A 22,270-nucleotide genomic window follows, 5' to 3' on the forward strand; every position below is an offset into this window, starting at 1 on the left:
CCGGCCGGGTCCGGTTCCCGAGGGGTCCGTCTCAGTCCTGCGGCCGCCGCGCCTGCCTCAGCTCGCGGGCGACGGCCCAGCCGTCCGCCACGGGACCCAGGTGGCCGAGCTTGTCGGGGTTGACCACCGAGCGGATGGTCTGGATCCGACCGTCGAGCACGTCGAGCGTCAACGTGCCGACCACCTTGCCGTCCCGATCGCGAAGGATCGCCCCCGGCTGGCCGTTCACCTCGTGCGGCTCCACGCTCGCGTCGATCCGGGTGAACAGCGGGAAGTTCAGGGCGAGCACGCGGGCGACGTTGTCGGCACCGATGACGCCTTGAGCCAGTGCGGGCGCCTTGCCTCCGCCGTCCCCGACCATCCGGACGTCGGCCGCGAGCAGCTCCCGCAGCCCGTCGACGTCACCGTCCCGGAGGGCGTCGAAGAACCGTGCCGATAGCTCCTCGCGCTCCCGGCGGTCCGCCTCGAACCGAGGGCGGGCGACGTCCATGTGGCCTCGCGCCCGGGCCGCGAGCTGGCGGCACGCCGCCTCCGAACGCCCGACGGCCTCGGCGACCTCGGGAAACCCGAAGCCGAACACCTCCCGCAGCACGAAGACCGCGCGCTCGAGGGGGGTGAGCCGCTCGAGCAGCAGCAGGGCCGCCATCGACACCGAGTCGGCGAGCTCCGCCGACCGAGCGGGGTCCTCGTAGGGATCGGTGAGCAACGGCTCGGGGAACCACTGACCGACGTACTCCTCGCGGCGGACGCGGGCTGAGCGCAGCACGTCGATCGAGATCCGCGTGACGACGGCCGAGAGGAAGGCCTTGGTCGACCTGGGCCGCGTCGGGGAGGACTCGTAGCGCAGCCAGCTCTCCTGCACGGCGTCCTCGGCATCGGCCACGCTGCCCAGGATCCGGTAGGCGATGGCGAACAGGAGGGGCCGGAGCTCCTCGAACTCCTCGCTCCGGGTCATGGTCATGCGAACACAGGCCCTGACAGCTCGGCCTTGAAGCCCTGGCGCCACGACGGGTGACGCAGCTCCCAGCCGAGCTCGCGCTTGGCCTTGGCGTTGGAGAAGCCACGCCCCTCGGTCAACATCCCCACCGTCATCTCGCCGGCCAGGAGCCGGACCAGCCAGGCGGGAACCCGCCGCGGCGGCTTGGCCCCGACGCACTGCGCGAGGTACGGCAGCCACTCACTGGACGGGGCCGGGTCGTCGTCGACGATGTTGAACACGCCCCTCGCCATCTGCTCCACCGCCAGGACGGTAGCGCTCGCCGCGTCGTCGACGTGCACCCACGAGACGTGACCGGTGCCGCCTCCGACGAGCGGGAGCAGCCGCTTCCGCACGAGCTCGAGCTGGTCGTCCCAGGCGCCTGCGCCGTAGAACCCGCCGTAGCGCAGGACCGCGCCGCCGGCGCTGACGACCACGTCCTCGAGGTGGTTGATCGCCTTCGTGCCCTCGATCACCTCCAGCGGGTCCTCCTCGGTCTTGACCCAGCCGCCCTGGCGCCGCCCGTTCATGCTGGCGTGGCTCTGCGTCACGACGTGGTCGACACCCGTGGCCTCGGCCGCCGCCAGCAGGTGGTCGATCCCCTCGCTGCGGAGCCGGTTGGTGGTGGCGAAGAAGCGGTCGGACCGCCTCAGGTTGGGCTTGCCGGCGTGCGCGTGCGACAGGCCGGTCATCTGGTTCACGATCGTGTCCGGCCGGGCCTCGGCCACCGCCTCGCCCACCGAGGCGGCATCCAGCCCGTCCATCACCACGGCCTCGGCGCCCAGCTGCTCCAGCAGCCCCAGCTTCGCCGCGCTCGTCGTCGTCGCTGTCACCTGGTGGCCGCGCGCCACCAGCTGCGGCACCAGTCGCTGCCCGATGACTCCGGTCCCGCCTGCCACGAACACTCGCATCACGTCACGCTCCTTATCCGGTCAAAGGCTCTCGTCACCAGGACGAGACAGCGCAACCGGCTGTGACATGGCCGAACGCCGCGCGGTCGATGCGTCACCCCTGAGGCTGCCAGCCCGGGCCACGGACGACGTGCCCGACGCGGTCGCGCCACGAGGCGGCGGCGCGCACGTCACGCCAGATGGCGGCGTACTCGTGGGTGGCGACGACGAGCGGGTTGTACGTGCGCAGCTGCTTCGTCAGGCCGTAGACGACTCGCTCACGCTCGGGCTGGAACGAGCGGAACAGCCGGTCCCAGACGATGAGGATGCCGCCGTAGTTGCGGTCGAGGTAAGCGTTGTTCGTGCCGTGGTGCACGCGGTGGTGCGACGGCGTGTTCATGACGAGCTCAAGTGGGCGCCAGAGCTTTCCGACCCGCTCGGTGTGAAGGAAGAACTGGTAGAGCAGCGAGATCGACTGCTGCAGGAAGATCGCCCACGGTGGCACGCCGAGGAGGGCGAGCGGGGCCCAGAACGGGATACCACCGAACGGCGTCCAGGTCTGGCGCAGCGCCGTGGAGAGGTTGTAGCGCCGGCTCGAGTGGTGCACGACGTGGCTGGCCCAGAGGATGCGCACCTCGTGGTGGGCGCGGTGGTACCAGTAGTACGCCAGGTCCTCCGCGACGAAGATGACGACCCACACCCACCAGAGCGAGGTGTCGAGGCGCAGCGGCGTGACGGCATACAGGGCGGCGTAGACGACGAGCTGCAGTGCCTTGTAGGCGATCCCGACGGCGACGCTGCCGAGGCCCATCGACAGGCTCGTGACGGTGTCGCGCACCTCGTAGCCGACTTCGTCGTCGTCGGGCGCGAACCACAGCGAGACGACCTCGATGACGATGAAGGCGACGAAGAACGGGATCGCGGTGACGACGAGGTCGACCATCACGCCCCCTTGGTTGCCGTGCCCGGGGCGCGACCGGAGTCGGTGAGCGAGGCCCACACGTCGACGGCCTGGGTGAGGATCGCGTCGGCGAGCCGCGCGGCGGCGTCGACGTCGGCGTCCGCGATCGCGGCGGCCAGCGGTGCGTGCGGGAGCAGGTCGGCCCGGTCGGCGGCGAGCAGTGCGTCCATCACATCCGGGGTCCGGTCGATGGCGTGGACGAGCGAGTTGAGGGCGAGGCGGAAGGCGAGGTTGCCGCTGGCCTCGACGACCTCGAGCCAGAAGTGGCGGTCGGCGTCGGGGTCGTCCACGTCGGCGTATGCCGCCGCTGCCGCCACGACACGCTCACGCGCGGCGTCGGACCCGCGGGCTGCCGCGAGACGCGCCGCCTCGACGCCGATGCAGCGGCGCATCTCGAGGCCGTCGCGCACGATCGTCGGGTCGAGCCCGTCGCCTGACCGTGCGAGGTGAGCCAGCAGGTCGAGCCCCGCGGTGCTGCGCACGTCGAGCACCCGGGTGCCACCGCCGTGGACGACGTGGACGAAGCCGGCGGCCTGCAGGCGCTGGAGCGCCTCGCGCACGGCGTGCCGGTTGACCGCGAAGGACGCGGCGAGCTCGCGCTCTGGCGGCAGCGAGTCGCCCGGGGCGAACCGGCCGGTGAGGACGGCGTCGCGCAGCTCCGCGAAGACCTCGTCCGACACCGAGCGACGCGTCACGGGCCTGAATCCACTCTGGCTCATGCGGACACCATGACAGCGGACACATCCACTCATCAAGTGGTTGGACCAATTTTGTGACCGTGGACCGCTTGTAGGTTTGGCGCATGCCGGACACCGACGTCACCAGCAGCCCGATCAGCATCCAGGAGCGGCTCTACCCGAACCTCCCGTGCTTCGGCTGCGGCCAGGCCAACGCCAAGGGCCTGCAGCTGAAGAGCTACCCCCTCGGTGAGACGGCAACGGACGGCGTCACGGCGCTGTTCACGCCGTGGCCCGAGCACGACAACGGTCTCGGCTACCTCAACGGCGGCATCATCGGCACCGTCCTCGACTGCCACAGCGCCGCCGCCGTCATGCTCGAGGCGAAGCGCGCCGGCTGGCCCCCGCTGCCCGGGGCCGACCTGTCGTACGTCACGGCCGGGCTCGACGTGCGCTACCTGCGGCCGGCGCCGCTCCACGACACCGTCGAGCTGCACGCCGTCGTCACGACCGCCGACGAGCCGCAGATGACCGTCGATGTCGAGCTGCGCTTCGATGGCAAGGTGCGCGCCCAGGCCACCGCGGTCTGGAAGCGCTGGCGCCCACGCTCCTGAGCGTCAGGCGGGCGCACCACCGGGCCCGACGGCTGCACCGAGCATGGCGCGCGCCGACCAGCGCATCGTGTCGGCGGCGGCGTCGCGCGACAGGCCCGCGACGTCGGTGAGCCAGACGAGTGCCTCGATGCCGGTCGCGCTCCGGATGGCGAGGGCGAGGCGGTGCACGGCGGCGTCGCCGAGCTCGGCCCGCAGGGGCTCCAGGGCGGTCTCGATCCAGCCGATCGCCCGCCCTTGCCGCAGGGGGAGGTCCGCCCGACGTTGCGGGTCCGGGTCCAACGAGAGCCGCAGCATCGTGCGCTGCTGGACCTCCGTCGAGAGGATCAGCTGCACGAAACGGTCCACGACCGCGTCGAGCCTCGCCGCGACGTCCACCGGAGCATCGGCGTCGAGCAGGGTCGGCGCGCCGACCTCCGGGTGAGCAGCGACGAGAAGTGCAGCCTGGTTGGGGAAGTAGCGGTATGCCGTCGTCCGCGACACTCCGGCGGCGAGCGCCGCCTCCTCGACCTTGGGCGCCCGACCGCTCGCCACGATGTCGCGCGCGGCGCTGACGAGGGCCTGTCGGGTGCGCCGCTTGGGGTTGACGTAGCCACCCTGCTCGTAGGGGGTTGACATGGCGAACATGGTACGCCAGTCTCAATTTGGTACGGCAGTCCCAAATTCTGCCGTCGCCAACTGGAGAGAAGGCGCGACATGAGCGCTACGCAGATCGGCCGATCCCTCGTCCGCAACGCCGACGCCGCCGAACGGCGGTGGTTCTACGGCGGCGGGGTCCACACGTGGTTGGCCCGGTCGGCCGACACCGGCGGCGCGTTCCTGCTGTGTGAGATGTCGATGGGCGCCGGCAAGGCGACGCCGCTGCACACGCACCCCGCCGACGAGACCCTCGTCGTGCTCGAGGGAGAGCTCCTCGTGCACCTCGACGGCGCCAACCACCGGGTCACCGCCGGTGGCCTGGCCCTCGCACCGGCCGGTGTGCCGCACGCATTCCTGGTCGGCCCCGACGGCGCCCGGATGCTCTGCCTGCACACGCCGGGGACGTGCGAGGCCTTCTACCTCGGCGCGAGCGAGCCCATCGACGCCGACACCAGCACCGGCCTGGTCGACTTCGACCGGGTCGCCGCCTCCGCCCGCGAGAACGGCGGCATCGAGCTGCTCGGACCGCCGCCCTTCTCCGCCGAGGCGCCCGCCGGCTCGTGACCCGACGTCACGGGCGGCCTACGCTGGCCGCATGACGCTGCCACCGCATCCGGGTCACGCCCGAGGGATCCGGCCGTGACCGACGACCGCGACCGCGACCCAGCCGGGCGACCGCGTCAGGAGCGACCTCGTGATGCTCTCGGCCGGCCGCTGCCCTACGGCAGCGCGGGGGTCGAGCCGGTGTCGGAGGAGCCGCTGCCGCCCCACGAGACGCTGACCGTGGCCAAGGGGCTGGTCGAGAAGGGGCGGCCGTTCTCGGCGCACGAGGTGCTCGAGGCGCGCTGGAAGGCCGGCCCGGAGCACGAACGCGACCTGTGGCAGGGGCTCGCCCAGCTCTGCGTCGCCCTGACACATGCCGCCCGTGGCAACGACGTGGGAGCCCGACGGCTGCTCGAACGGGGCGTGGGCAGGCTGCAGGACTACGGCGCAGGCGGAGGCCCGACGTACGGTCTCGACCTCACGGCCGTGGTCTCCTGCGCCCGCGACCGGGTCCCCGCCGAGTAGCGGGGCTCGGCGAACGCCCGAGCGCAGCCGCGACCTGGGCTGGCAGCGGGTTCAGCGCGGCCGAGCTGCTCTTTCCGAGACGCACGTAATCCCTCGACCGTGCATGTCAACCTTCGAGGAGGACAAGCGACTTCTTCCCTGACACGCACGACTGCTGGTCAGAGGTGGGACGTGGTCACGGGAGCGATCCGCATGGGTTCAGCTGCAACGCAGGGGACGATGGAGCAGGTGCTGACCGGGCTCTTCCGCTCCCACTGTGTCGAGCTCGTCCGTCTCGCCTACCTCCTGCTCGGCGACCGAGGGCGTGCCGAGGAGGCGGTCCAGGACGTCTACCTGTCACTGTGCCGACACTGGCCGCCCCAAGACGAGCGGGCGGCGCTGGCATACCTCCGCTCGGGGGTCATCAACCGGTGCCGCTCCGACCAGCGCCGGATGTACAGCGCGAGACGTGGTGCGCCACTGCTGCACGTGAACGCCCTCGACGAGCAGGTCGGCACGGACGCGGCGACCGAAGTCGTCGCACGAGACGAGGCGAGCCGACTCGCGGAGCAGGTGCGCGGGCTGCCTCGTCGTCAGCGGGAGGTCATCACCTGCCGCTACTACCTCCAGCTCAGCGAGCGGGAGACGGCCGAGCTCCTCGAGATCGGCATCGGCTCGGTCAAGCGCCATGCACACCGGGGGCTGGCCACGCTGCAGTCGCGACTGGAGGAATCACGATGAACGCGATCGAGCGCAGGGTGACCGAGGCGCTCCGCACGTTTGGGGAGGGACTCGAGATGACCACGCAGGACGTCAACCGACTCGAGCAGGAGCTCGAGCAGAAGCGCGTCAAGCACGCGGCCGCGCGCAGGCGGCAGCGCAACAGGCTCTTCCAGGCGGCCGTGGCCGCGTGCGCCGTGGCGGGCGTCGTGCTCGGTGCGCTGGCCCTGCGCTCGGGTCCGGAGCCGACCCCCGGCCCCGCTGTCTCGCCACCCGTCACGTTGGCCCAGCTCGAGGGCATCTGGCGCGTCGACGGCTCCGACTGGCTCTGGAGGTTCACCACCGACGGACGCGTCATCGTGTCGGACAAACCAGATCTGCTCACGGCTGCCGTCCCGGGCGACGCACCGGTGGTGCGGCCCGCTACAGGAGGCTTCATCGTGTCGGACCCTGCGAGTCCCCCCTGTGAGGCCCGGTGGTCCGCCTCGATCTCGGCCGACGGCCACCTGCATGCGGTGCAACCGGCGGAGACCCCGGCATGTCCCGGAGAGGATGGCATCGCAGGCCCGGGTTCGACCTGGGATCTCACTCGCGTGTCCCCCGCGTCCTCAGCGGGACGCGCGTCGACGTCGAACTTCACCCCGATCAGACCGGTCAAGGTTGTGCTCGAGAACCAGGATGCCTACCTGGAGGGGACCTGGCTCCTCCGCGGCACCGGCACCCTTCTCACCGTCGTCAAGGAAGCGGACCCGGCTGCCCACGAGTTCACGTACGCCGCACAGGACCTGGGCGCGACGACTGAACCACGGACGGGGACGATGCGGGCAAGGCTGAACGGCCAGGTCGTCTTCTGGCCGCCCGAGGGCACCGGCTCGTGCACCATCGAGTACGAGTCGGTCATCACGGACGGCAGCACGCTGGACGCGACGCTCGCCGCCGGCAGCTGCGACCGCTTCGGGGGCGTGAACGACACCTGGGTCCGGCTGAACTGACTGCTGGTTCGGCCCACGAGGAGTCCGCTCAGGAGGCGGGCTCCTCGTGTGCGGGATGATGGTGGTGGATCGGGCCCTCGGTCGACGCGAGCCGCTCGCCGGCGCCGCCCCACCGCAGCGCGATGATCTCGGCGGCGATCGACACGGCTGTCTCCTCGGGCGTGCGCGCGCCGAGGTCGAGCCCGATCGGTGAGCTCATCCGGGCCAGCTCGTCGTCGGTCAGACCGGCCTCGCGGAGCCGCTCGAGCCGGTCCTCGTGCGTGCGCCGCGAGCCCATGGCGCCGATGTATGCGACCTCCGGCAACCGCAGCGCCACCTCGAGCAGGGGCACGTCGAACTTCGGGTCGTGGGTCAGCACGGCGATGACGGTGCGGGAGTCGATGCGTCCCTCGGCGACCTCGTTCTGGAGGTAGTCGTGCGGCCACCTGACGACGACCTCGTCGGCTCCGGGGAACCGCGTCTTCGTCGCGAAGACGGGCCGGGCGTCGCACACCGTCACGTAGTACCCGAGGAACGCGCCCACGCGCGCGACCGCGGCCGCGAAGTCGATCGCCCCGAAGACGAGCATCCGCGGCTTGGGCGCGTGGGAGGCGACAAAGACCCGCATGCCCTCGCCACGGCGTTCCCCATCGGGACCGTAGGTGAGGATCGCTGAGCGCCCTTGCGCGAGAAGGCCTCTCGCGTCGTCACGGACGGCGTCGTCGGCGCGGCCGCTGCCCAACGTCCCGAGGACGGATGCCGTGTCGCCGTCGCCCTCGGTCTCCGGGTGCACGACCACGCGCCTGCCGACCCAGGCCGGCTCGGGGTGTTCGATGACGGTGACGACCGCGACCGGCCGCCCGGCGGCGATGTCGGCAGCGACGTCGCCCAGCTCGGGGAAGGTCTCGCGGTTCACCTTCTCGACGAACACGTCGAGGATGCCCCCGCAGGTCAGCCCCACGGCATACGCGTCGTCGTCGCTCACGCCGTAGCGCTGGAGCACGGGCCGGCCGGTCTCGACGACCTCCTGGCTCAGCTCGTAGACCGCGCCCTCGACGCAGCCGCCCGACACCGAGCCGACGGCCTCACCGCCAGGGCCGACGAGCATCGACGCGCCCGGCTGGCGCGGCGCCGAGCGCCACGTGCCGACGACCGTGCCGACGCCGACGGTCTCGCCCGCCTCCCACCAGCGCATCAGCTCGTCCATCACCTCACGCACGGGAGACCACCTCGATCAGCTCCTCGAACGCCGCGAGCGAGTGGCCCGCGACGAAGTCGTCGATGTGCGGCAGGGCCGCGACGATGCCCTGCTGCACCGGTTCGTAGCCGGCCTTGCCGCGGTGCGGGTTGGCCCACACGACCCGGTGCGAGAGGGCGGCGAGCCGGCGCATCTGCTCGCCGAGCACCTCCGGGGCCTCACGTTCCCAGCCGTCGGAGAAGACAACGACGACGGAGCCCCGAGCCATACCCCGACGCCCCCAGCGGTCGAGGAAGGCCCCGATCGCCTCACCGAGCCGGGTGCCGCCCGACCAGTCGGGCACGACGCGTCCGGCGGCGGCGAGCGCCCGGTCGGGGTCGCGCTCGCTCAGGGCCCGCGTGACGTGGGTCAGGCGCGTGCCCATGGTGAAGACCTCCACGTGGGGCACCGTGCGCACGAAGACGTGGGCGAGGCGAAGGAGGCTGTCGGCATACGGGCTCATCGACCCCGACACGTCGACGAGCAGCACGATGCGGCGGGCGCGCACGCTGCGGCGTCGGTGGTGGATGCGGCCCGGCTCGCCCATGCGGCGCAGCTGCTCGCGGAGGGTCGCCGGTCCGTCGACCGATCCGTTCGTCGAGCGCACGTGCCGGCGGGCGCGACGCATGGGGCTGCGAGGCGTGAGGCCGGCGAAAAGCCTTGCGGCAGCGGCTCGGTCGGCCGCGCTCAGCGTGGCGACGTCACGGTGGCGCAGCACCTCCTGGGCGCTCGCTCGCGCTTGGAGCGTGTCGGTGTCATCGCCGCCCGCCTGCCCTTCGCCGCTGTCGAGGGGTGCCTGGCGCACGGGAGGCCGCACGACGTCGACCTGGCGTCCCCTGGGGATGGCCTCGCCGCCGAACCAGCGCTCGAATACCTCGTCGTACACGGGGAAGTCGGCCGGCACCGACGTCATCGTCGCGCGGCCGGCCCAGTACACGTGGGCCCGCTCGCCGACGCCGACGGTCGCTGCGGCGACGAGGAAGGTCCGCTCGCGGTCGGCGGTCACGCCGAGACCGGCGGCGCGCAGGGCCCGGGCGAAGCCGAGGAGCAGCTCGTCGGGCTCTGGCTCGGGTGCTGCGGTCATGCGGTGAGCAGCTTGTCGAGCGAGGCCCGGATGCGCTCGGAGTCCTCGCGGTACTTCAGGGCTGCGCCGAGCGTGGCGGCCGCGACCTCGGCGTCGAGGCGGGTGGCGCCGACCGTCTCCAGGGCCCGCGCCCAGTCGAGGGTCTCGGCCACGCCGGGTGGCTTGATGAGCTCGCCCGAGCCGCGGAGGCGCTGGACGAGGGTGACGACCTGCTCGGCGAGCGCGGCCGAGACCCCGGGCAGGCGGGTCCGCACGATCTCGAGCTCGCGCGCGAGCCCGGGGTGGTCGATCCAGTGGTAGAGGCAGCGGCGCTTCAGGGCGTCGTGGAGCTCACGCGTGCGGTTGGAGGTGAGGACGACGATCGGCGGGGTGGAGGCGCTCACCGTGCCGAGCTCGGGGATCGTGACCTGCCACGTCGAGAGGACCTCGAGCAGGAACGCCTCGAACTCGTCGTCGGCGCGGTCGATCTCGTCGATGAGCAGGACGCAGGGGGCGGCCCGCAGCGCCTCGAGGACCGGCCGGGCGAGGAGGAACCGCTCGTCGAAGAGCTCGGACTCGAGGGCCTCGGTGTCGCGGGCGGTGTGACTGGCGGCGTCGCGGGTCAGGGCCTCCACGGTGCGCAGGTGCAGGATCTGGCGGGGGAAGTCCCAGTCGTAGAGCGCCTGGGTCGCATCGATTCCCTCGTAGCACTGGAGCCGGATGAGGCGAAGGTCGAGCGCCTCGGCGAGGGCTTCGGCGAGCGCGGTCTTGCCGGTGCCGGGCTCGCCTTCGAGCAGGATCGGCCGGTTGAGCCGGGTCGCGAGGAAGGTCACGGTCGCGAGCGCGTCGTCGGCGAGGTAGCCCGTGCCGCCGAGGGCGGTCGTGACGTCGTCGGCGCCGCTGAAGACGTGATCCATTCCCTGAGCATCGCTGATGATCGGGGCTTGCGGAAGCGAAGGCCCCTCTAGCGGGACGTGTCGAGCTCTTCCGGTGTGTCGGCGTCGCGGCCCGTCGCGAGGTCGCCGCACTCAACGAGCTCGTGGGGCGTCGTGCGGAAGTACTGCCGGGCGCCATGGTCTCCGACGGCCGTCGCGACCACCTGCTCCCAGTGGTCGCGCCCGATGAGCGCCGGGTGCCCCGGCACGTGGTCGTATGCCGCCCGGCGGAGTGCGCGGCGCAGCTCAGGGTCGCTGGCGGCCCGGACGTCAAGGGCGTGGCGGGCGGCGTCGGTGTGCCCGCGTTCCTCGACGCCGTGGGGCCGGCTGAGGTCGTGCGTGCGTCCGGTGGAGTCGACGTGCTGTGAATGGGCGTTGTCGACGTGTCCGGGTACGTCGAGCACCCGGGCGACCACCTCAGGGGTCAGGTCGGGCAGGTCGACCAAGGTCACGAGCACCGCGTCGACGCACCCCTCGCCCTCGTGGGTCGAACGAGCGAGAGCCGTGAGTCCAGCGCGCAGGGAGGCGCCCATGCCCTCGTCCCAGTCGGGACAGGTGACGACGTCGACGTCGCGACCGAGGGCGGTCACGATGGTGGCGACCTCCTCGGCGGCGGCACCGACGACGACGGTGACACCGGCGCAGCCTCCGGCATGGAGCATGGCGACAGCGCGCTCGACGAGAGTGGGATCGTCCGGGTGTTGGCGCAGGAGAGCCTTCGGCCCACCCATCCGTCGGCCCTCGCCGGCTGCGAGGACCAGACCTCGCACGTGTGCCGCTCGCCCGTGCACCGCAGCCGCGTGGGGCCCGCTCTCCAGGTCGCTCACAGTCGTGAACCTACCGCGTAGGCAGGTGCTGACGCCGGCAAGTTTCAAGGAGCTGACCCGCGTCACCCCGCCCACAGTGTCCCGCATCGACGTTGTGGGCACGACGTCCCGCAAATGCAGTCATCACTGCACCGACCACATCGGCTCGCCGTCCCAGGTTGTGCGCCTCGGAAGCTCCGGGATGCAGAGAATCAGGATTCAAAGGGCAGCATGCCGGCAGGCATGCCTGAGGACCAAGCTTCCACTTGGATTAGGTGTTCTTTGAGGTCTGGAACGGCGTCCAGAACCGTGACTTCGGCTACTGCATCGCCGCCTGCACCACGCTTACGCCGCCACTCGTCGTAGGGATACGCAGACACAGTGCGAAATGTCTCGGGCCCCCGCAGCGGGGCGTTGGGGACGTGTACAGATCCCGTGTTGTACGGCGATAGCTCGACTGCCGCCCCGTGCACAGAGATCAGGCTGGCCGTATCCACGTGGAGCACGACGTGCTCGCCGTCTCGGTATTGGCGCGCGCGCAGTAGCCTCTTCAGCCTGTCCTCGGTCGGCCAGAAGTAGACCCGCGAGTTCAGTGCGGACAAGAAGTCGGGCAAGGTGGCGCCCTCAGTAAGGCACCGATCTATGAACTTCAGCGGCGCCTGGTCACGAACAATCGCGTGGCCATGTGTCGGGTGGGCAAGGGGCACGCTCTTCTGGCGTACTTGCTCCAGCATCTCGGCCCGCTCATCAGCGACTACCCCGAAGAGGTCGATTAGCGCCGCGGTGGACAAGAGGCCGTGCCTCTGGATACTCGGCCACGCGGCGCGCGAGGCCAAGTGGTAGAGGACAGGGTGTGCCCCAATGAGGTCGTCTACGTGCATGGCTCGAACCGTAACCCGCGCAAGCCATCTCCGAGGTCACCGTGGCGGCCTGTCACGACGGGAAGCTGCGCCCGACCGTGCGGGTCGTGGCAGGATGGCCGCCATGTCGGGAACTCGTTCGGCGCCCTTAGCAGGTGAGCGGCACGAATCCGACGTCCCTCATCGTCTGGAGCCTACGCCGAGCCCACACGCGCCGTGCATGCAGCAGTTGGTCCTGCCCGTCCCCGGCCTCGGCATCGAACCCTTGTCCCGAGCGTCGCGGCCCCGAGTGGCGCCCTCGCGCGTGGCTGCCCAGGTACATGCGTTTCACCGGGCCTTTGGCCTGCCGCGGGCGAACACTCCCTCCGTAGAGTCCGTCACGGACGAGGTTCTACGGTTGCGAGAGCGCTTGTTGGATGAAGAAACAGCGGAATTTGCGGTCGCCTCCCACCGCCGCGACTTGGTCGGCATGGCCGATGCATTGGCTGACATCGTTTACGTGGCATACGGGACGGCGGTTACCCTTGGACTCGATCTGGATCTCATCCTGGACGAAGTTCACCGCTCCAACTTGAGCAAACTGGATGAGCGTGGCCGCCCCGTTCTGAGGCACGATGGCAAGGTGTTGAAGTCACCCCGGTACAGCCCGCCGGACATCGCGGCTGTGATCGCAGAGCAGCCGACGCTGCCATTCGGCCCGGCTGCCAACGAGAGTCTCAGTTGACCGTGCGGCCTCGCCACTCGCGCCTGTCAATCACACTACGTCGAGAAAAATTCGTCGCGATCAGCGAGACTGGGGCGCCGGATACCTGTTCGACCTCTTCGACGAATCTGATCGTCTCTGCGGTTAGTTGCTCATATCGGAATGCCTCGCGGTTCTGTGCGGAAAGGTAATCGGCAAAGGTCAACGCCACATCTGTGGCTCCGTTGAGCTCAGAGGCGCGACGCAACTGCCACCAGTCGAACTCAGCGACGCGCCGTTCGTTGCCCGAGACAGAGCCGCGTTCGTCGATCGCCGCTCGGGGAAGTTTTGAGCGCTCGGCAATCTCGTCCCAAGTCAGGTCCTTCGACTGGCCCATCGGCCCCGACGGTCCACCAACGCGAATGGGATAGGTGCGGCACACCATGACGGACCTACGAACCCTCCTGGGACTGATGCCAGCTTCGCTGAGCACGCCGGCTACGGTGGTGTCTCTGCTTGTGACCCAGGGATACGTACCGTGAAACAGGCTGAGCCCCGTTCCCTGAGTGCCCTCAAGCAACACCCGGCTGCCATTGGCATAGGCCTCATCAAGGGCATCCCCGGTAGAGGCGATGAATTGGCGGAGCTCTAGACAAGCTCCCGCGAGAACCGACGCATCGGCATCCTCTCGTGCCCTGATACGGCGTTCGGCCGCCCGGCCGACACCCTGGCCGGTGGAACCGATCCGCTCGGTGAGCAGCGTTTCGTCCTGTACATCTTGATCGGTGATGACCATCGCCTGCGGGTCGATGCGGATACGTCGCGGGTCCACGCCAGCGGTCTGAATTTCCTCAAGCAAGACGGCCGGGTTTATAACAGCTCCGGGTCCAATAAGGATTTGCGCCGCCGTATTGGCCAACGAGCCCGACGGGAGCGAACGGTGCGTCGTGGGCGTTTCAGTTGGCACTTTGTGACCAGCATTGGGGCCACCTACCCGCATGAGGACGTCGTACTCGGGAGCGAGATAGAAGGCGATGTTGCCCTTTCCTTCTGAGCCAAACTCACCACCCACCAAGACGTCGACAAGGGGCTCCCCGAGGTCCGCTAACAAGCCCACGCGAGCGGCACACCGGATGAGGACGTCGGTCTCAGTGTTCCGGTGGGTGTCAAGCACGACGTCGGCCAGGACTTCGAGCCGTGGCACGGCTGCCTCCGTCGCGTTTGCGGACACCGCCGCATAGGAATCGAACTCCGAGATTCCGGTGTCGCCGCGACGACTCAGGTAGCGAGTCTCAAGCTCGGAACTGCTGCTCGACTTGACATGCACATGCCAGACTTTTCGGCCGAACCGCCTACGCAACTGCTCAAGCTGACCCTCCGTTCGCACCGAGTCGATAACAACTACACCCCGCGGCACGGCCGTCGCGATGAAGGGCTCGGCCCCATCCGCGACCCAAGAGCCACCTGTAGTGGCGTCGAGTTCATCTCCGAACGTTTGCAGGCCCGCACGATCACATAGCTCCGGCCCCGTCCGTGTTCTCTCATGTAGTGATTGGATGAGCTCCCGCGTGGCGACGACCTCCGCACCAAATCGGACGGATAGCCCGTTGGCCAGCGTTGACTTGCCACTTGCGACCTGCCCCGAAAGCGCGACGAGAATCTGCGTCAAAGAAGTACCCCCTGATTGACCATCTATGAGATCGATCATGCCCCCTTTATGCAGCTCGCATGGCTCGACACGTCGTCCACCTTCGTGACCGCCCATGTCGATGGGGTCTGACGGAAATGTGGAAGGGGGCCTCGCCTCCGCCCAGGTTGGCGCTGCAGGTGGACCGGAGGACTCGACTCAATACCTGTGTTGGCAATCGACTCCAGCCGACGATCTATGAGGTTGTCGAACCAACGCCTCAGTGTCCGGACCCGATTCTGGTCTGACCAAGGACCGGAGGCGCGACGCAGGTCAATCCGACCGTCTCCGATGGGACCCTGGCTCTCGGTAGTGCAGTAGGGCTGCGTCTGGTGAGGAAGGCGCTCGAGGCGGTGCAGCGCGAGGCTGAACCGCTGCGCGCCGGGGACGCCGCAGCCAGCGGGGTGAGCGACCAAGGCCACGAACTGCTCGAGCTGACTGCTGCTGACGCCGGCACATAGCGCTGCCACGTTGGGGCGGCCGGACACGGGATTTCGGCCGGCCCTGCGGATGTACTCGGGATCATCGAGGTCACCGCTCATCTCCAGCGCGACCTCGGTCATGTCAATCTGGCCCGTGCACGCGAGGCACGGAACTCCCGGGGTCGCGGTTTGCACCCGTCTCGTGGCACCTCGCATCCCACCGGTTGCGAAGGTGTCGATGGCGATCCCGCCGTCGATGACCGGGATCAGGTCGGCGTACGCGAGCGTGTTAAGTGCCGCTCGTGGCCACGGCCGGTCGACGCAGCTGAAGATCATGTCGTAGTCGAGTGCGTCAGACATGCCGGTGGGCGAGCAGATGCTGTCGTGGTGGCGCGTCACCGTGAACGTCTCCGCGGTGGCGGCCTGGCGGGCGAGTCGCGCTGCGATGTCGACCTTGCGGCGTCGAAGGCGGACGTCGCGGCGGGTCGCTCCGATCATGCGGTCGCGGTTGTGCGTCTCGATCCGGTCGAAGTCCATGACGCCGATCTCGAGGAGGCCCGTGGCCGCCAGGCGCTGTACGACGTCGAGGCCGACGCTGCCGACGCCGACTACCAGGACTCGGAGTCGCGTGATGTCGCGGTGCAGCCGCTCGCCCCACGCGGAGATCGTGCGTGCTTGGGTCGCGGCGTCGGCAAGGGACGAGACCAGATCGTCGTTCCAGGAGGTGACCAGAGTCTGGCCGACTCGTCGGACCGACTCTGCCCATCCCGCATTGCCGTCGATCCAGACGCGGGCCGACCAGGACTCATCGCCCGCTAGGGTCATGCCGACTAGCGGTAGCCCGGTCACCTGCTGGACAAGGCCGGCGAACGACGACTCGGCGTCGGCGTCCGGGGAGCTCATCCGCTGCCATCCTCGACCGCGCGGGTGGCTGTGCATCATGACGACGCCGCGACCGTCACGGGCGGCCTGGGTCGCCACCCTGAGCACGTAGGCGCCGGTGAGGGAGGCGTTGCCGTGCACCTGGCGTTCTCCGTCGAGGGGCAGTTCGATGCCGGTGATCACCCTGCTGGTCCTGGATTTGCCGGTGGATGGGGCATAGGTCGCCAAGCAGATGTCCTCTTGGCCGTCGACGCGCAGCAGGTGCTGGCTGAGGTCGCGATGGTGGGTCGCGGTCATCGCGACTGAGTGCCGGTACATTTCAGACCGCCTGTCCGAGTATGCCGCGCACGTGTGAGATCCAGATGAGGATCGGCTTGCGTGTCATAGCCCACGGTCCTGCCTCGCGCGAGTGACGGCGCCACCCAGGCTCGCAGTCCACGGTGTCGGTGTTGGTGTGGGCGAAGTTCACCTCGTCGACGAGGTGGATCCAGTGCGGCGGGACCGTGGGCCAACCCTGCAGCTCGCTGACGCTGACGCCGGTCTCGACTTCCTGGCCGGCGTACCGGCCCGCCGCGGGGACGACCGTGTATCGGACGGCCTCGCCGCAGCGGGTCGGCTTGTGGCCTTCCTCCTCGAGGTCGGCGATGAACCTTATGACCCCGTCGGTGGGGGAAGACCCTGCGGTCATCAGGCGACCTGGGCGCTCTGTCGCACGGTGACGAATGCGTCGCCGTCGTTGAGGTCGATGACCTTCTCGTCGCGGTAGACCTTGGGCTCGCCGTTGTGCTTGACCTTGGCGAGGTCGTACTGCGCCGGGTCGACACCGGCCAGACGCAGGAGCGAAGCCGCCTCCTGGTCGTCGTCGTGGGTCGTGAAGGTCTGGCCGTCGATCGTGAAGGTGAGCGGCTTGCGGTTTTCGTGCTTGTCGTGCTCGTGCTTGTCGTTCATGTTCCCTCCTGAGAACTCGTTGTCGTAGTGCTGCTGCGAAGGTTCCGGGCGCGCTGCCCGGCGGCTTCCGGCCACCGGGCAGCACGGTCAGGTCTCGTTACGGACGCCCTTGTGCTGCTTCGGGCTGCCGTTGAGGATGCGGCCGGTACCCGTGTCGCGCTTGAACCACGTGCCGTTCGACTTGAACTCGCTGCGGTCCGTGATCGCGCCACTGCGGTGGCCCATGCCGGTGTTCTTCGCCACTGCCGATTCACCTCCCCTCCGTGAGCCGCCGTGTCTGCCGGCGCCTCTCAGTAGGTAGTCGAGGTGGAGGTGCGTGGTGTTAGCGGCAGTCTTCGCAGCGTCCTTCGACCAGGAGGTTCGGTCGATACGACAGGAAGCAGCCGCCGGCGCACATGACGAGCTCTTCGTTCTGTCGGTCACAACGGCACTTGCCACAGATGGGGCAGTGCACCTGATGACAGTCCTGGCACGGGTAGCCGCGCGCGGTGCGGACCTGGCCGCAACAGGCGATCTCTTGCTCGGGTCGCTGGTCGAATTCGCGGGGCGCCTGCGGGTGAAACCTCTCGGCGCCCCATAGGTCGGTGTCGGCCAGAACTGCGATCGTGCGTCGATCTTTGATCGCCAGGGCGTCCATGTAGAAGTCGGCTCGTTCGCCCCAGGGCGCGGCCCAAAAGGTCCGTTGCTGCACGGCAGCACCCTTCGCGAGGAACCCCAGAGGATGGGCGATAGGGAGGTCCTGACCGGACCATGGATAGACCTTCGGCCAGCCGTGGTGCGGGTCGGGATGAACGCTGGCGTAGCGAACGATGAGCTTGTCGGTCTCATGGTCGCGGTCGACCAGCACGACGGCCCCGAGACCGGGCAGGCGGGCCGCGAGTGCGATGGCGCACGTCGGCATGCTCGCCTGGCTCGATTCGTAGAGGTCGACGACGTGCCGAGCTCGAATCGGACCCGAGCCGATCACAGCGGCCAGTGCGCCCTCGCTCACCAGCAGTCGCTGTGCGATGCGGTCGCATAGAGTTTCGAGGAACCGCTTCGGTTCCGGCTGGTCAAAGAGCCAGTCAAAGATCTCGGGGACCTGGCTGACAAGCCAGTGGCCGACTTCGTGCGCCAATGTGAAGTTCTCTCTCCGACTGTTCCAAGTCGGTGCGAAGAGGATGACGCCGTCCTTGAGGAAGGAGAGGCCGTCGCAGGCGCCGCCGTCGGCACGTCTTTCGGTCAGGTGCTCGGCCCTATGCACCTTCAAGCCCAGGTCGCGGCGCATCGTTTCCAAGGGGTCGACCGGGAATCGGGCCATGACCTCCGGCGAGAGCGTGGCAATTGCCGCGGACAGGCAATCGTCGAGCGTGCGCATGGTCAACTCGTCTCGAGCGCTCGGACCAGGGCCTCCAACGAGTCGAGCATCTGCTCAACCTCGGGCTCGCGTCCCCGCTGGACTGTCGTCAGCATTCTGGTCCGCAACATGGTCTGCGCCATGTTCGGTGAGATCCGCTGCGCCAGGGCAAACCTCTGCACCAGGTCGCCGAAGCGCTTGGTCGCGGTGGCGAGGTCCGCGACGGTGTCCAGGGCACCCTGCTTGGCGGCTGGGGCCGCCACCAGCTTGTCCGGGCTGGTTCCGATCACTTCTGCGATCGCGCGGATGAGAGCAGGTGACACGTCGGAGGCGACGCTGGTTTGCCACCGGAACACATCTGATGCCTCAACCTCCCACCCGCGGCCTCGCAGTCGCTCCGCCAACTTCGTCGGCTTCATCCCGTGCCGAGAGCACAGCTGGGTGAAGGCGGTGGAGTCGAGCCGGAAGGAAGAATCTGGCACAAGACCGAGCATCGCCGCGACCGGATCGGACTGAAGCGGCGGCGCTCCGCGAGAGGACTCCCAGACACTTTCGTCGACCTTGAGGAGCCGCCTGAAGATGGCGCGCTGTTCGTCGTCGAGCTCAGCAAGCCGTCGGTCGCGTTCCGGCCCGGCCGGCGTTTCGAGTAGCAACTCCATCAGTTCATCCCTTTCATCGAACTCGTTCCCACTCACAACGCACCTCCGCTCGCGCTCAGTATCTCCATCAGCCTCTTTCGTGCTCTCATGATGTGCTGCCGGACTCTGGAGTCCGAAACTCCCATCTCGGCGGCGACCTCCTGTGAGGTGCGCTCGAGCTCCTTCACCTGTCGGTACGCGTGGGCTCCCTCTGGGTCCGTCCGCGCGAGCTCTGCCATCGCGCCCCGAACGACGGCGACCAACGCCTCGCGTTCGCGGATCTCCTCGATAACTACGGCCGGGTCCAGACCGAGATCATCGCCACCGAGCTCGTCGTCGAGCGGAGTCGCATCGTCGAGGACCAAGACTTCGTGCTGGTTCGCGGATGACTTCCATAGGTCGTAAACCTTGCGCTTCACTGTCTGGATGAAGACCGCCTCCCAGCTCTCGACGTCCTTGGGCGGCGTCCGCCACAGCGAGATCACCGCCTCCTGGACGATGTCCTCAGCGCGGTGGTCTGCGTCCCCACGCAGCATCGACCGCGCAACGCGATACATCGCGTCCTTGTGCTTCTCATACAGCGCAGGGATGTCGGGTCCCGCGCCGACGACGCCGGACTCGGGTACCGCTTCGAGACGCCGATCCATGCCTACCTCCCGCGGGCCCGAGGACCTTGTTTGCTTTGTATCAGGTAGACGACGTGGACGATGAAGGTGTTAGCGGCGACTCGCCGCATGCGACGACGGACGCGGCTGCGATCTACGTCCACGGCCAGCGGTACCCACGCAAGGTGTTCGCAGCGATCCACGCCGGCAAGAGCGAGACCAGGAGGACCCTAGGTACCGACCGTATGGGCCGACCGATCCGTAGCGCCACGACGACCCTCGAATCACTGACCACTACGACCGCGCCCGAGGCAACCTCGACCGACACGGCGTCCACCTCCGAACCCCATACGTCGCGGCCTCTGACGGGGAAGGCGAAGACTGGCCGCGCCGACGCACGGCCCGATGGCGATGGACCCAAGGTGCTGGCCGCTGGGCGTCAGGCGAGATGAAGTCGTTCGCTGTTTCTCGACGACGTCCGATCGATCAGAGTTCCCGCAAGACGGGGGCCCCGCTCTTCCAGTCGCAAACTAAAAGCTCGGGGGCTTGGCCATCAAACCGCGCCCGGATGCCGTCAGCCACCAGGTCCGGGAACGGGTGCTTGTACCCAAAAATGACGGCTGCAGGGGGTGCCGCGAGGGGCACATAGAGCGGCGTGTCAAGTTCGTGGGGCTCCGCCCCGAGGTCAATGGTGAGCACCCTAAACTCGGCCTCGTTCGACCAATCCTGGCTCTTCACCATATGCAGAGACGAGATCTGGGATCGTTTGTCCAAGAGGCGTTCGACTTCTTCATCCAGAGCTTCCTCCGAGGAGAACTCACCACTGATCTCAAGCGTTCGAGGTGCATCTTCGTATCGCACCGCGCCCCAAGTGGTGTAGCGCCGATCTCTAACCGGCAGATCTCGAACAGCCTCTAGGAGCTGTGATGTCTCCAGCACTAGGCAGACGCCCTCATGTGCTGTTGCGTACTTGCTCCACATGGCGGCTCTGGCCCAACCGCGATGGAACAGATGCCTCCTGTTTGGCTCGTCTGTGCACGGCCTGTCCATGGTGAGGGCCATGAGCCTTGCGGACCGACGCATGATTACATCGACCCGCTTCAACAGTGCTGATTGGCAGTACGGTTCGACGGCCTGCAAAGGACCTGAAGCGACCCATTCTTTAGACTCTCGAGGGTCGTTCATCTGCGACCAAGCGTTCATTCGCAGAGCCCCCGAGCGCAGCGTGTGAAGTAGCCCGTCGGCACCCATGTACCGGTATAGGCGGGCTGGCAATTCGTTGGAGCTTTCAGAAGGGCTCTCATCACTGCGAAGCCACTCAAGGAGATTGCTCACGGTTATCCGTTCAGTCCGACTACCTGCAACCTCAAAGGCTGTGCTTTGCGAGCCTACGCCAGTGGAAGGGTGGCGTCATCCCCGGCGCGGACGCACGAAGCGAGAGCGCCCGGCAAAACGCGTCGCTCGACTGGACCGTCCTGATGTGGTTTGGCTCTGCCATGCTGGCCCTGTGGACGATCCTGCAAGCATCTTCGGCTTCGCAATGCACCTAGGCGAACATGTGGTAGTGGACTCGCACGAGCGGTTCCGTGACTGGTTGATGCCGATCGTGCTGATCGACGAGGACCGTGAGCTGAGGGTGAACGGCACGGCTGTGTGTATCGGTCCTGGAACATTTGTTACCGCCAGACACGTCGTTGACTATCTGCTCGACGTACGCCCTCAAGGAAATGACGCGGAAGTCTGGATCGCTTGGACCAGCGGCCCGGGGCTCCTAGGAACCGCGAACGCGTTCCGGGGCCAGATGTTGTCAGTCAAGCGTTACCGGCGCCACCCGCGAGTCGATCTCGCGGTGCTGACTACGGCGCTCCCGGCAGGAGCGGTCGGCCAACTCGCAACGGTGCGCTGGTCGCTGCGGATGCCGGCGCTCGGCGAACCCGTTGCTCTCCTTGGCTATCCAGCCGGCAAAGCCTCGGCCGACATCACTGAGGAAGGCCCCACGGGCGTGGCCCTCGAGTACCCGCTCATGCTCGGGTTTGGGTCCGTCACCGGACACAATGAGCTGTGGGGGCCAAACCCGAACCTTCCTCGGTCATGGCCCGGGTTCGAAACGGATGCACCGATGCCGGGCGCGATGTCGGGCGGCGCCGTCATCGATCAGCACAACCGGCTGATTGGGTTCTCTTCGAGCTCCCAGAAGCCCAACCCACCCGAGCATTCAAGCTGGAGCGGCTACGTGAACATGGCGGGGTTCCTCTTGGGCATGGACGTGGACGTGCCACAGGGTGACGGCACGTTCGTGCCACTTCATGTCGCGGAGTTGGTGGGGTCCGGAGTCATGAGCGTCGATGTGGACCCCACGACTTTCTACATTGACGACTACGGCAACCCCACGTACCGGCCGCCGGAAACGCAGTAGTAAGGCCGCGGTGCGACTCCCATTGACCCTGAGGTCGCCGGCCCGGGGCCAACGCCGTCGGAGAGGCCGGCAGCCGGCGTGCAACTCCAAACTGCGCCGCTTGGGGCGGTTGCTGGCACACTCAATCGTCGTAGTCGACCATTGAACCGCGATGTCCGGTTCACCAGAGTCGGGACACGAGAAGGTGTGGGTGTCGCCAAGCACTGCGCCGAGCAGGCCCGCTGGCCTCCAAGAAAGCCAGGCACGCGCAAGTTCGAGCGT

General features: G+C 68.3%; 26 protein-coding genes. 7 read left to right on the forward strand and 19 right to left on the reverse strand.

Annotation, left to right across the window (positions count from 1 at the left end; translation table 11 throughout):
• Positions 1 to 31 precede the first annotated feature (31 nt).
• The 4 genes from H9I49_RS02200 to H9I49_RS02215 all read right to left on the reverse strand — a co-directional run bounded on the left by H9I49_RS02200 (position 32) and on the right by H9I49_RS02215 (position 3,546).
• On the reverse strand, positions 32 to 961 hold the full coding sequence (locus H9I49_RS02200) for an RNA polymerase sigma-70 factor (RefSeq protein WP_255523581.1): 930 nt from the start codon (positions 959 to 961) through the stop codon (positions 32 to 34).
• Entirely contained in the window at positions 958 to 1,887 is a 930-nt protein-coding gene (locus tag H9I49_RS02205) for an NAD(P)-dependent oxidoreductase (protein ID WP_188029569.1), read from the reverse strand. Before H9I49_RS02205 ends, H9I49_RS02200 begins: the two co-directional genes overlap by 4 nt.
• 94 nt (positions 1,888 to 1,981) lie before the next feature.
• Positions 1,982 to 2,809 carry a sterol desaturase family protein gene (locus H9I49_RS02210; protein ID WP_188028680.1) on the reverse strand — a complete coding sequence of 276 codons (828 nt, stop codon included), beginning with the start codon at positions 2,807 to 2,809 and terminating at the stop codon, positions 1,982 to 1,984.
• Entirely contained in the window at positions 2,809 to 3,546 is a 738-nt protein-coding gene (locus H9I49_RS02215; protein ID WP_188028681.1) for a FadR/GntR family transcriptional regulator, read from the reverse strand. The genes H9I49_RS02210 and H9I49_RS02215 overlap by 1 nt, the downstream gene beginning before the upstream one ends.
• 83 nt (positions 3,547 to 3,629) lie before the next feature.
• Here H9I49_RS02215 and H9I49_RS02220 point away from each other — a divergent pair, with 83 nt between their 5' ends.
• On the forward strand, positions 3,630 to 4,118 hold the full coding sequence (locus tag H9I49_RS02220; RefSeq protein WP_188028682.1) for a PaaI family thioesterase: 489 nt from the start codon (positions 3,630 to 3,632) through the stop codon (positions 4,116 to 4,118).
• A gap of 3 nt (positions 4,119 to 4,121) precedes the next feature.
• On the opposite strand, the gene H9I49_RS02225 is transcribed toward H9I49_RS02220, so the two are convergent.
• Positions 4,122 to 4,733 (reverse strand): TetR/AcrR family transcriptional regulator, encoded by a 612-nt coding sequence (locus H9I49_RS02225; protein ID WP_188028683.1) that lies wholly within the window; start codon positions 4,731 to 4,733, stop codon positions 4,122 to 4,124.
• A gap of 78 nt (positions 4,734 to 4,811) precedes the next feature.
• Here H9I49_RS02225 and H9I49_RS02230 point away from each other — a divergent pair, with 78 nt between their 5' ends.
• The 4 genes from H9I49_RS02230 to H9I49_RS02245 all read left to right on the forward strand — a co-directional run bounded on the left by H9I49_RS02230 (position 4,812) and on the right by H9I49_RS02245 (position 7,513).
• Positions 4,812 to 5,318 (forward strand): cupin domain-containing protein, encoded by a 507-nt coding sequence (locus tag H9I49_RS02230; protein ID WP_188028684.1) that lies wholly within the window; start codon positions 4,812 to 4,814, stop codon positions 5,316 to 5,318.
• A 75-nt stretch (positions 5,319 to 5,393) separates the two neighbouring features.
• Positions 5,394 to 5,822 carry a DUF309 domain-containing protein gene (locus H9I49_RS24280; protein ID WP_188028685.1) on the forward strand — a complete coding sequence of 143 codons (429 nt, stop codon included), beginning with the start codon at positions 5,394 to 5,396 and terminating at the stop codon, positions 5,820 to 5,822.
• A 192-nt stretch (positions 5,823 to 6,014) separates the two neighbouring features.
• Positions 6,015 to 6,542 carry an RNA polymerase sigma factor gene (locus H9I49_RS02240; RefSeq protein ID WP_188028686.1) on the forward strand — a complete coding sequence of 176 codons (528 nt, stop codon included), beginning with the start codon at positions 6,015 to 6,017 and terminating at the stop codon, positions 6,540 to 6,542.
• A gap of 56 nt (positions 6,543 to 6,598) precedes the next feature.
• Positions 6,599 to 7,513, forward strand: coding sequence for a hypothetical protein (locus tag H9I49_RS02245; RefSeq protein WP_188028687.1), 915 nt, complete (start codon positions 6,599 to 6,601; stop codon positions 7,511 to 7,513).
• Positions 7,514 to 7,541: 28 nt separating this feature from the next.
• Here the strand turns inward: H9I49_RS02245 and H9I49_RS02250 are convergent, their stop codons facing one another.
• The 5 genes from H9I49_RS02250 to H9I49_RS02270 all read right to left on the reverse strand — a co-directional run bounded on the left by H9I49_RS02250 (position 7,542) and on the right by H9I49_RS02270 (position 12,414).
• Positions 7,542 to 8,711 (reverse strand): XdhC/CoxI family protein, encoded by a 1,170-nt coding sequence (locus H9I49_RS02250; RefSeq protein WP_188028688.1) that lies wholly within the window; start codon positions 8,709 to 8,711, stop codon positions 7,542 to 7,544.
• On the reverse strand, positions 8,704 to 9,813 hold the full coding sequence (locus H9I49_RS02255; protein ID WP_188028689.1) for a VWA domain-containing protein: 1,110 nt from the start codon (positions 9,811 to 9,813) through the stop codon (positions 8,704 to 8,706). Before H9I49_RS02255 ends, H9I49_RS02250 begins: the two co-directional genes overlap by 8 nt.
• Positions 9,810 to 10,709, reverse strand: coding sequence for a MoxR family ATPase (locus H9I49_RS02260; RefSeq protein WP_188028690.1), 900 nt, complete (start codon positions 10,707 to 10,709; stop codon positions 9,810 to 9,812). The genes H9I49_RS02255 and H9I49_RS02260 overlap by 4 nt, the downstream gene beginning before the upstream one ends.
• 47 nt (positions 10,710 to 10,756) lie before the next feature.
• On the reverse strand, positions 10,757 to 11,554 hold the full coding sequence (locus H9I49_RS02265) for a nucleotidyltransferase family protein (protein WP_188028691.1): 798 nt from the start codon (positions 11,552 to 11,554) through the stop codon (positions 10,757 to 10,759).
• A gap of 191 nt (positions 11,555 to 11,745) precedes the next feature.
• On the reverse strand, positions 11,746 to 12,414 hold the full coding sequence (locus H9I49_RS02270; RefSeq protein ID WP_188028692.1) for a hypothetical protein: 669 nt from the start codon (positions 12,412 to 12,414) through the stop codon (positions 11,746 to 11,748).
• Positions 12,415 to 12,613: 199 nt separating this feature from the next.
• On the opposite strand from H9I49_RS02270, the gene H9I49_RS02275 reads away from it, so the two are divergent.
• Positions 12,614 to 13,117, forward strand: coding sequence for a nucleotide pyrophosphohydrolase (locus H9I49_RS02275; protein ID WP_188028693.1), 504 nt, complete (start codon positions 12,614 to 12,616; stop codon positions 13,115 to 13,117).
• Here H9I49_RS02275 and H9I49_RS02280 read toward each other — a convergent pair.
• The 9 genes from H9I49_RS02280 to H9I49_RS02320 all read right to left on the reverse strand — a co-directional run bounded on the left by H9I49_RS02280 (position 13,110) and on the right by H9I49_RS02320 (position 20,655).
• Positions 13,110 to 14,783, reverse strand: a complete 1,674-nt coding sequence (locus H9I49_RS02280; protein WP_188028694.1) for an adenylosuccinate synthetase — start codon at positions 14,781 to 14,783, stop codon at positions 13,110 to 13,112. The two genes, H9I49_RS02275 and H9I49_RS02280, sit on opposite strands and share 8 nt — an antisense overlap.
• A complete protein-coding gene (locus H9I49_RS02285; RefSeq protein WP_188028695.1) occupies positions 14,780 to 16,363 on the reverse strand; it encodes a ThiF family adenylyltransferase in 1,584 nt (527 codons plus the stop codon). The genes H9I49_RS02280 and H9I49_RS02285 overlap by 4 nt, the downstream gene beginning before the upstream one ends.
• Positions 16,364 to 16,385: 22 nt before the next feature.
• Positions 16,386 to 16,754: a hypothetical protein gene (locus H9I49_RS02290; protein WP_188028696.1), complete on the reverse strand. Its 369-nt coding sequence runs from the start codon at positions 16,752 to 16,754 to the stop codon at positions 16,386 to 16,388.
• Entirely contained in the window at positions 16,754 to 17,014 is a 261-nt protein-coding gene (locus H9I49_RS02295) for a hypothetical protein (RefSeq protein ID WP_188028697.1), read from the reverse strand. Before H9I49_RS02295 ends, H9I49_RS02290 begins: the two co-directional genes overlap by 1 nt.
• 87 nt (positions 17,015 to 17,101) lie before the next feature.
• Positions 17,102 to 17,257, reverse strand: coding sequence for a hypothetical protein (locus H9I49_RS02300; protein ID WP_188028698.1), 156 nt, complete (start codon positions 17,255 to 17,257; stop codon positions 17,102 to 17,104).
• A 79-nt stretch (positions 17,258 to 17,336) separates the two neighbouring features.
• Positions 17,337 to 18,371, reverse strand: coding sequence for an ImmA/IrrE family metallo-endopeptidase (locus tag H9I49_RS02305; protein WP_188028699.1), 1,035 nt, complete (start codon positions 18,369 to 18,371; stop codon positions 17,337 to 17,339).
• Positions 18,372 to 18,373: 2 nt separating this feature from the next.
• Positions 18,374 to 19,009, reverse strand: coding sequence for a hypothetical protein (locus H9I49_RS02310; protein ID WP_188028700.1), 636 nt, complete (start codon positions 19,007 to 19,009; stop codon positions 18,374 to 18,376).
• A gap of 32 nt (positions 19,010 to 19,041) precedes the next feature.
• On the reverse strand, positions 19,042 to 19,635 hold the full coding sequence (locus tag H9I49_RS02315) for a sigma-70 family RNA polymerase sigma factor (RefSeq protein ID WP_188028701.1): 594 nt from the start codon (positions 19,633 to 19,635) through the stop codon (positions 19,042 to 19,044).
• A gap of 444 nt (positions 19,636 to 20,079) precedes the next feature.
• Positions 20,080 to 20,655, reverse strand: coding sequence for a DUF2971 domain-containing protein (locus H9I49_RS02320; RefSeq protein WP_188028702.1), 576 nt, complete (start codon positions 20,653 to 20,655; stop codon positions 20,080 to 20,082).
• Between the two features lie 445 nt (positions 20,656 to 21,100).
• Here H9I49_RS02320 and H9I49_RS02325 point away from each other — a divergent pair, with 445 nt between their 5' ends.
• Entirely contained in the window at positions 21,101 to 22,009 is a 909-nt protein-coding gene (locus H9I49_RS02325) for a serine protease (RefSeq protein ID WP_188028703.1), read from the forward strand.
• Positions 22,010 to 22,270 lie beyond the last annotated feature (261 nt).

The sequence above is a fragment of the Terrabacter sp. MAHUQ-38 genome, assembly GCF_014518425.1.
In the GTDB taxonomy this organism is placed as follows: domain Bacteria; phylum Actinomycetota; class Actinomycetes; order Actinomycetales; family Dermatophilaceae; genus Terrabacter.

Excerpts from the sequence above, each read along its gene's own strand:
- H9I49_RS02200 (WP_255523581.1), bottom strand. The coding sequence starts at position 961 with ATGACCATGACCCGGAGCGAGGAGTTCGAGGAGCTCCGGCCCCTCCTG.
- H9I49_RS02205 (WP_188029569.1), bottom strand. The coding sequence starts at position 1,887 with ATGCGAGTGTTCGTGGCAGGCGGGACCGGAGTCATCGGGCAGCGACTG.
- H9I49_RS02210 (WP_188028680.1), bottom strand. The coding sequence starts at position 2,809 with ATGGTCGACCTCGTCGTCACCGCGATCCCGTTCTTCGTCGCCTTCATC.
- H9I49_RS02215 (WP_188028681.1), bottom strand. The coding sequence starts at position 3,546 with ATGAGCCAGAGTGGATTCAGGCCCGTGACGCGTCGCTCGGTGTCGGAC.
- H9I49_RS02220 (WP_188028682.1), top strand. The coding sequence starts at position 3,630 with ATGCCGGACACCGACGTCACCAGCAGCCCGATCAGCATCCAGGAGCGG.
- H9I49_RS02225 (WP_188028683.1), bottom strand. The coding sequence starts at position 4,733 with ATGTCAACCCCCTACGAGCAGGGTGGCTACGTCAACCCCAAGCGGCGC.
- H9I49_RS02230 (WP_188028684.1), top strand. The coding sequence starts at position 4,812 with ATGAGCGCTACGCAGATCGGCCGATCCCTCGTCCGCAACGCCGACGCC.
- H9I49_RS02240 (WP_188028686.1), top strand. The coding sequence starts at position 6,015 with ATGGGTTCAGCTGCAACGCAGGGGACGATGGAGCAGGTGCTGACCGGG.
- H9I49_RS02245 (WP_188028687.1), top strand. The coding sequence starts at position 6,599 with ATGACCACGCAGGACGTCAACCGACTCGAGCAGGAGCTCGAGCAGAAG.
- H9I49_RS02255 (WP_188028689.1), bottom strand. The coding sequence starts at position 9,813 with ATGACCGCAGCACCCGAGCCAGAGCCCGACGAGCTGCTCCTCGGCTTC.
- H9I49_RS02260 (WP_188028690.1), bottom strand. The coding sequence starts at position 10,709 with ATGGATCACGTCTTCAGCGGCGCCGACGACGTCACGACCGCCCTCGGC.
- H9I49_RS02270 (WP_188028692.1), bottom strand. The coding sequence starts at position 12,414 with ATGCACGTAGACGACCTCATTGGGGCACACCCTGTCCTCTACCACTTG.
- H9I49_RS02275 (WP_188028693.1), top strand. The coding sequence starts at position 12,614 with ATGCAGCAGTTGGTCCTGCCCGTCCCCGGCCTCGGCATCGAACCCTTG.
- H9I49_RS02280 (WP_188028694.1), bottom strand. The coding sequence starts at position 14,783 with ATGATCGATCTCATAGATGGTCAATCAGGGGGTACTTCTTTGACGCAG.
- H9I49_RS02285 (WP_188028695.1), bottom strand. The coding sequence starts at position 16,363 with ATGACCGCGACCCACCATCGCGACCTCAGCCAGCACCTGCTGCGCGTC.
- H9I49_RS02290 (WP_188028696.1), bottom strand. The coding sequence starts at position 16,754 with ATGACCGCAGGGTCTTCCCCCACCGACGGGGTCATAAGGTTCATCGCC.
- H9I49_RS02295 (WP_188028697.1), bottom strand. The coding sequence starts at position 17,014 with ATGAACGACAAGCACGAGCACGACAAGCACGAAAACCGCAAGCCGCTC.
- H9I49_RS02305 (WP_188028699.1), bottom strand. The coding sequence starts at position 18,371 with ATGCGCACGCTCGACGATTGCCTGTCCGCGGCAATTGCCACGCTCTCG.
- H9I49_RS02310 (WP_188028700.1), bottom strand. The coding sequence starts at position 19,009 with ATGGAGTTGCTACTCGAAACGCCGGCCGGGCCGGAACGCGACCGACGG.
- H9I49_RS02315 (WP_188028701.1), bottom strand. The coding sequence starts at position 19,635 with ATGGATCGGCGTCTCGAAGCGGTACCCGAGTCCGGCGTCGTCGGCGCG.
- H9I49_RS02320 (WP_188028702.1), bottom strand. The coding sequence starts at position 20,655 with ATGGCCCTCACCATGGACAGGCCGTGCACAGACGAGCCAAACAGGAGG.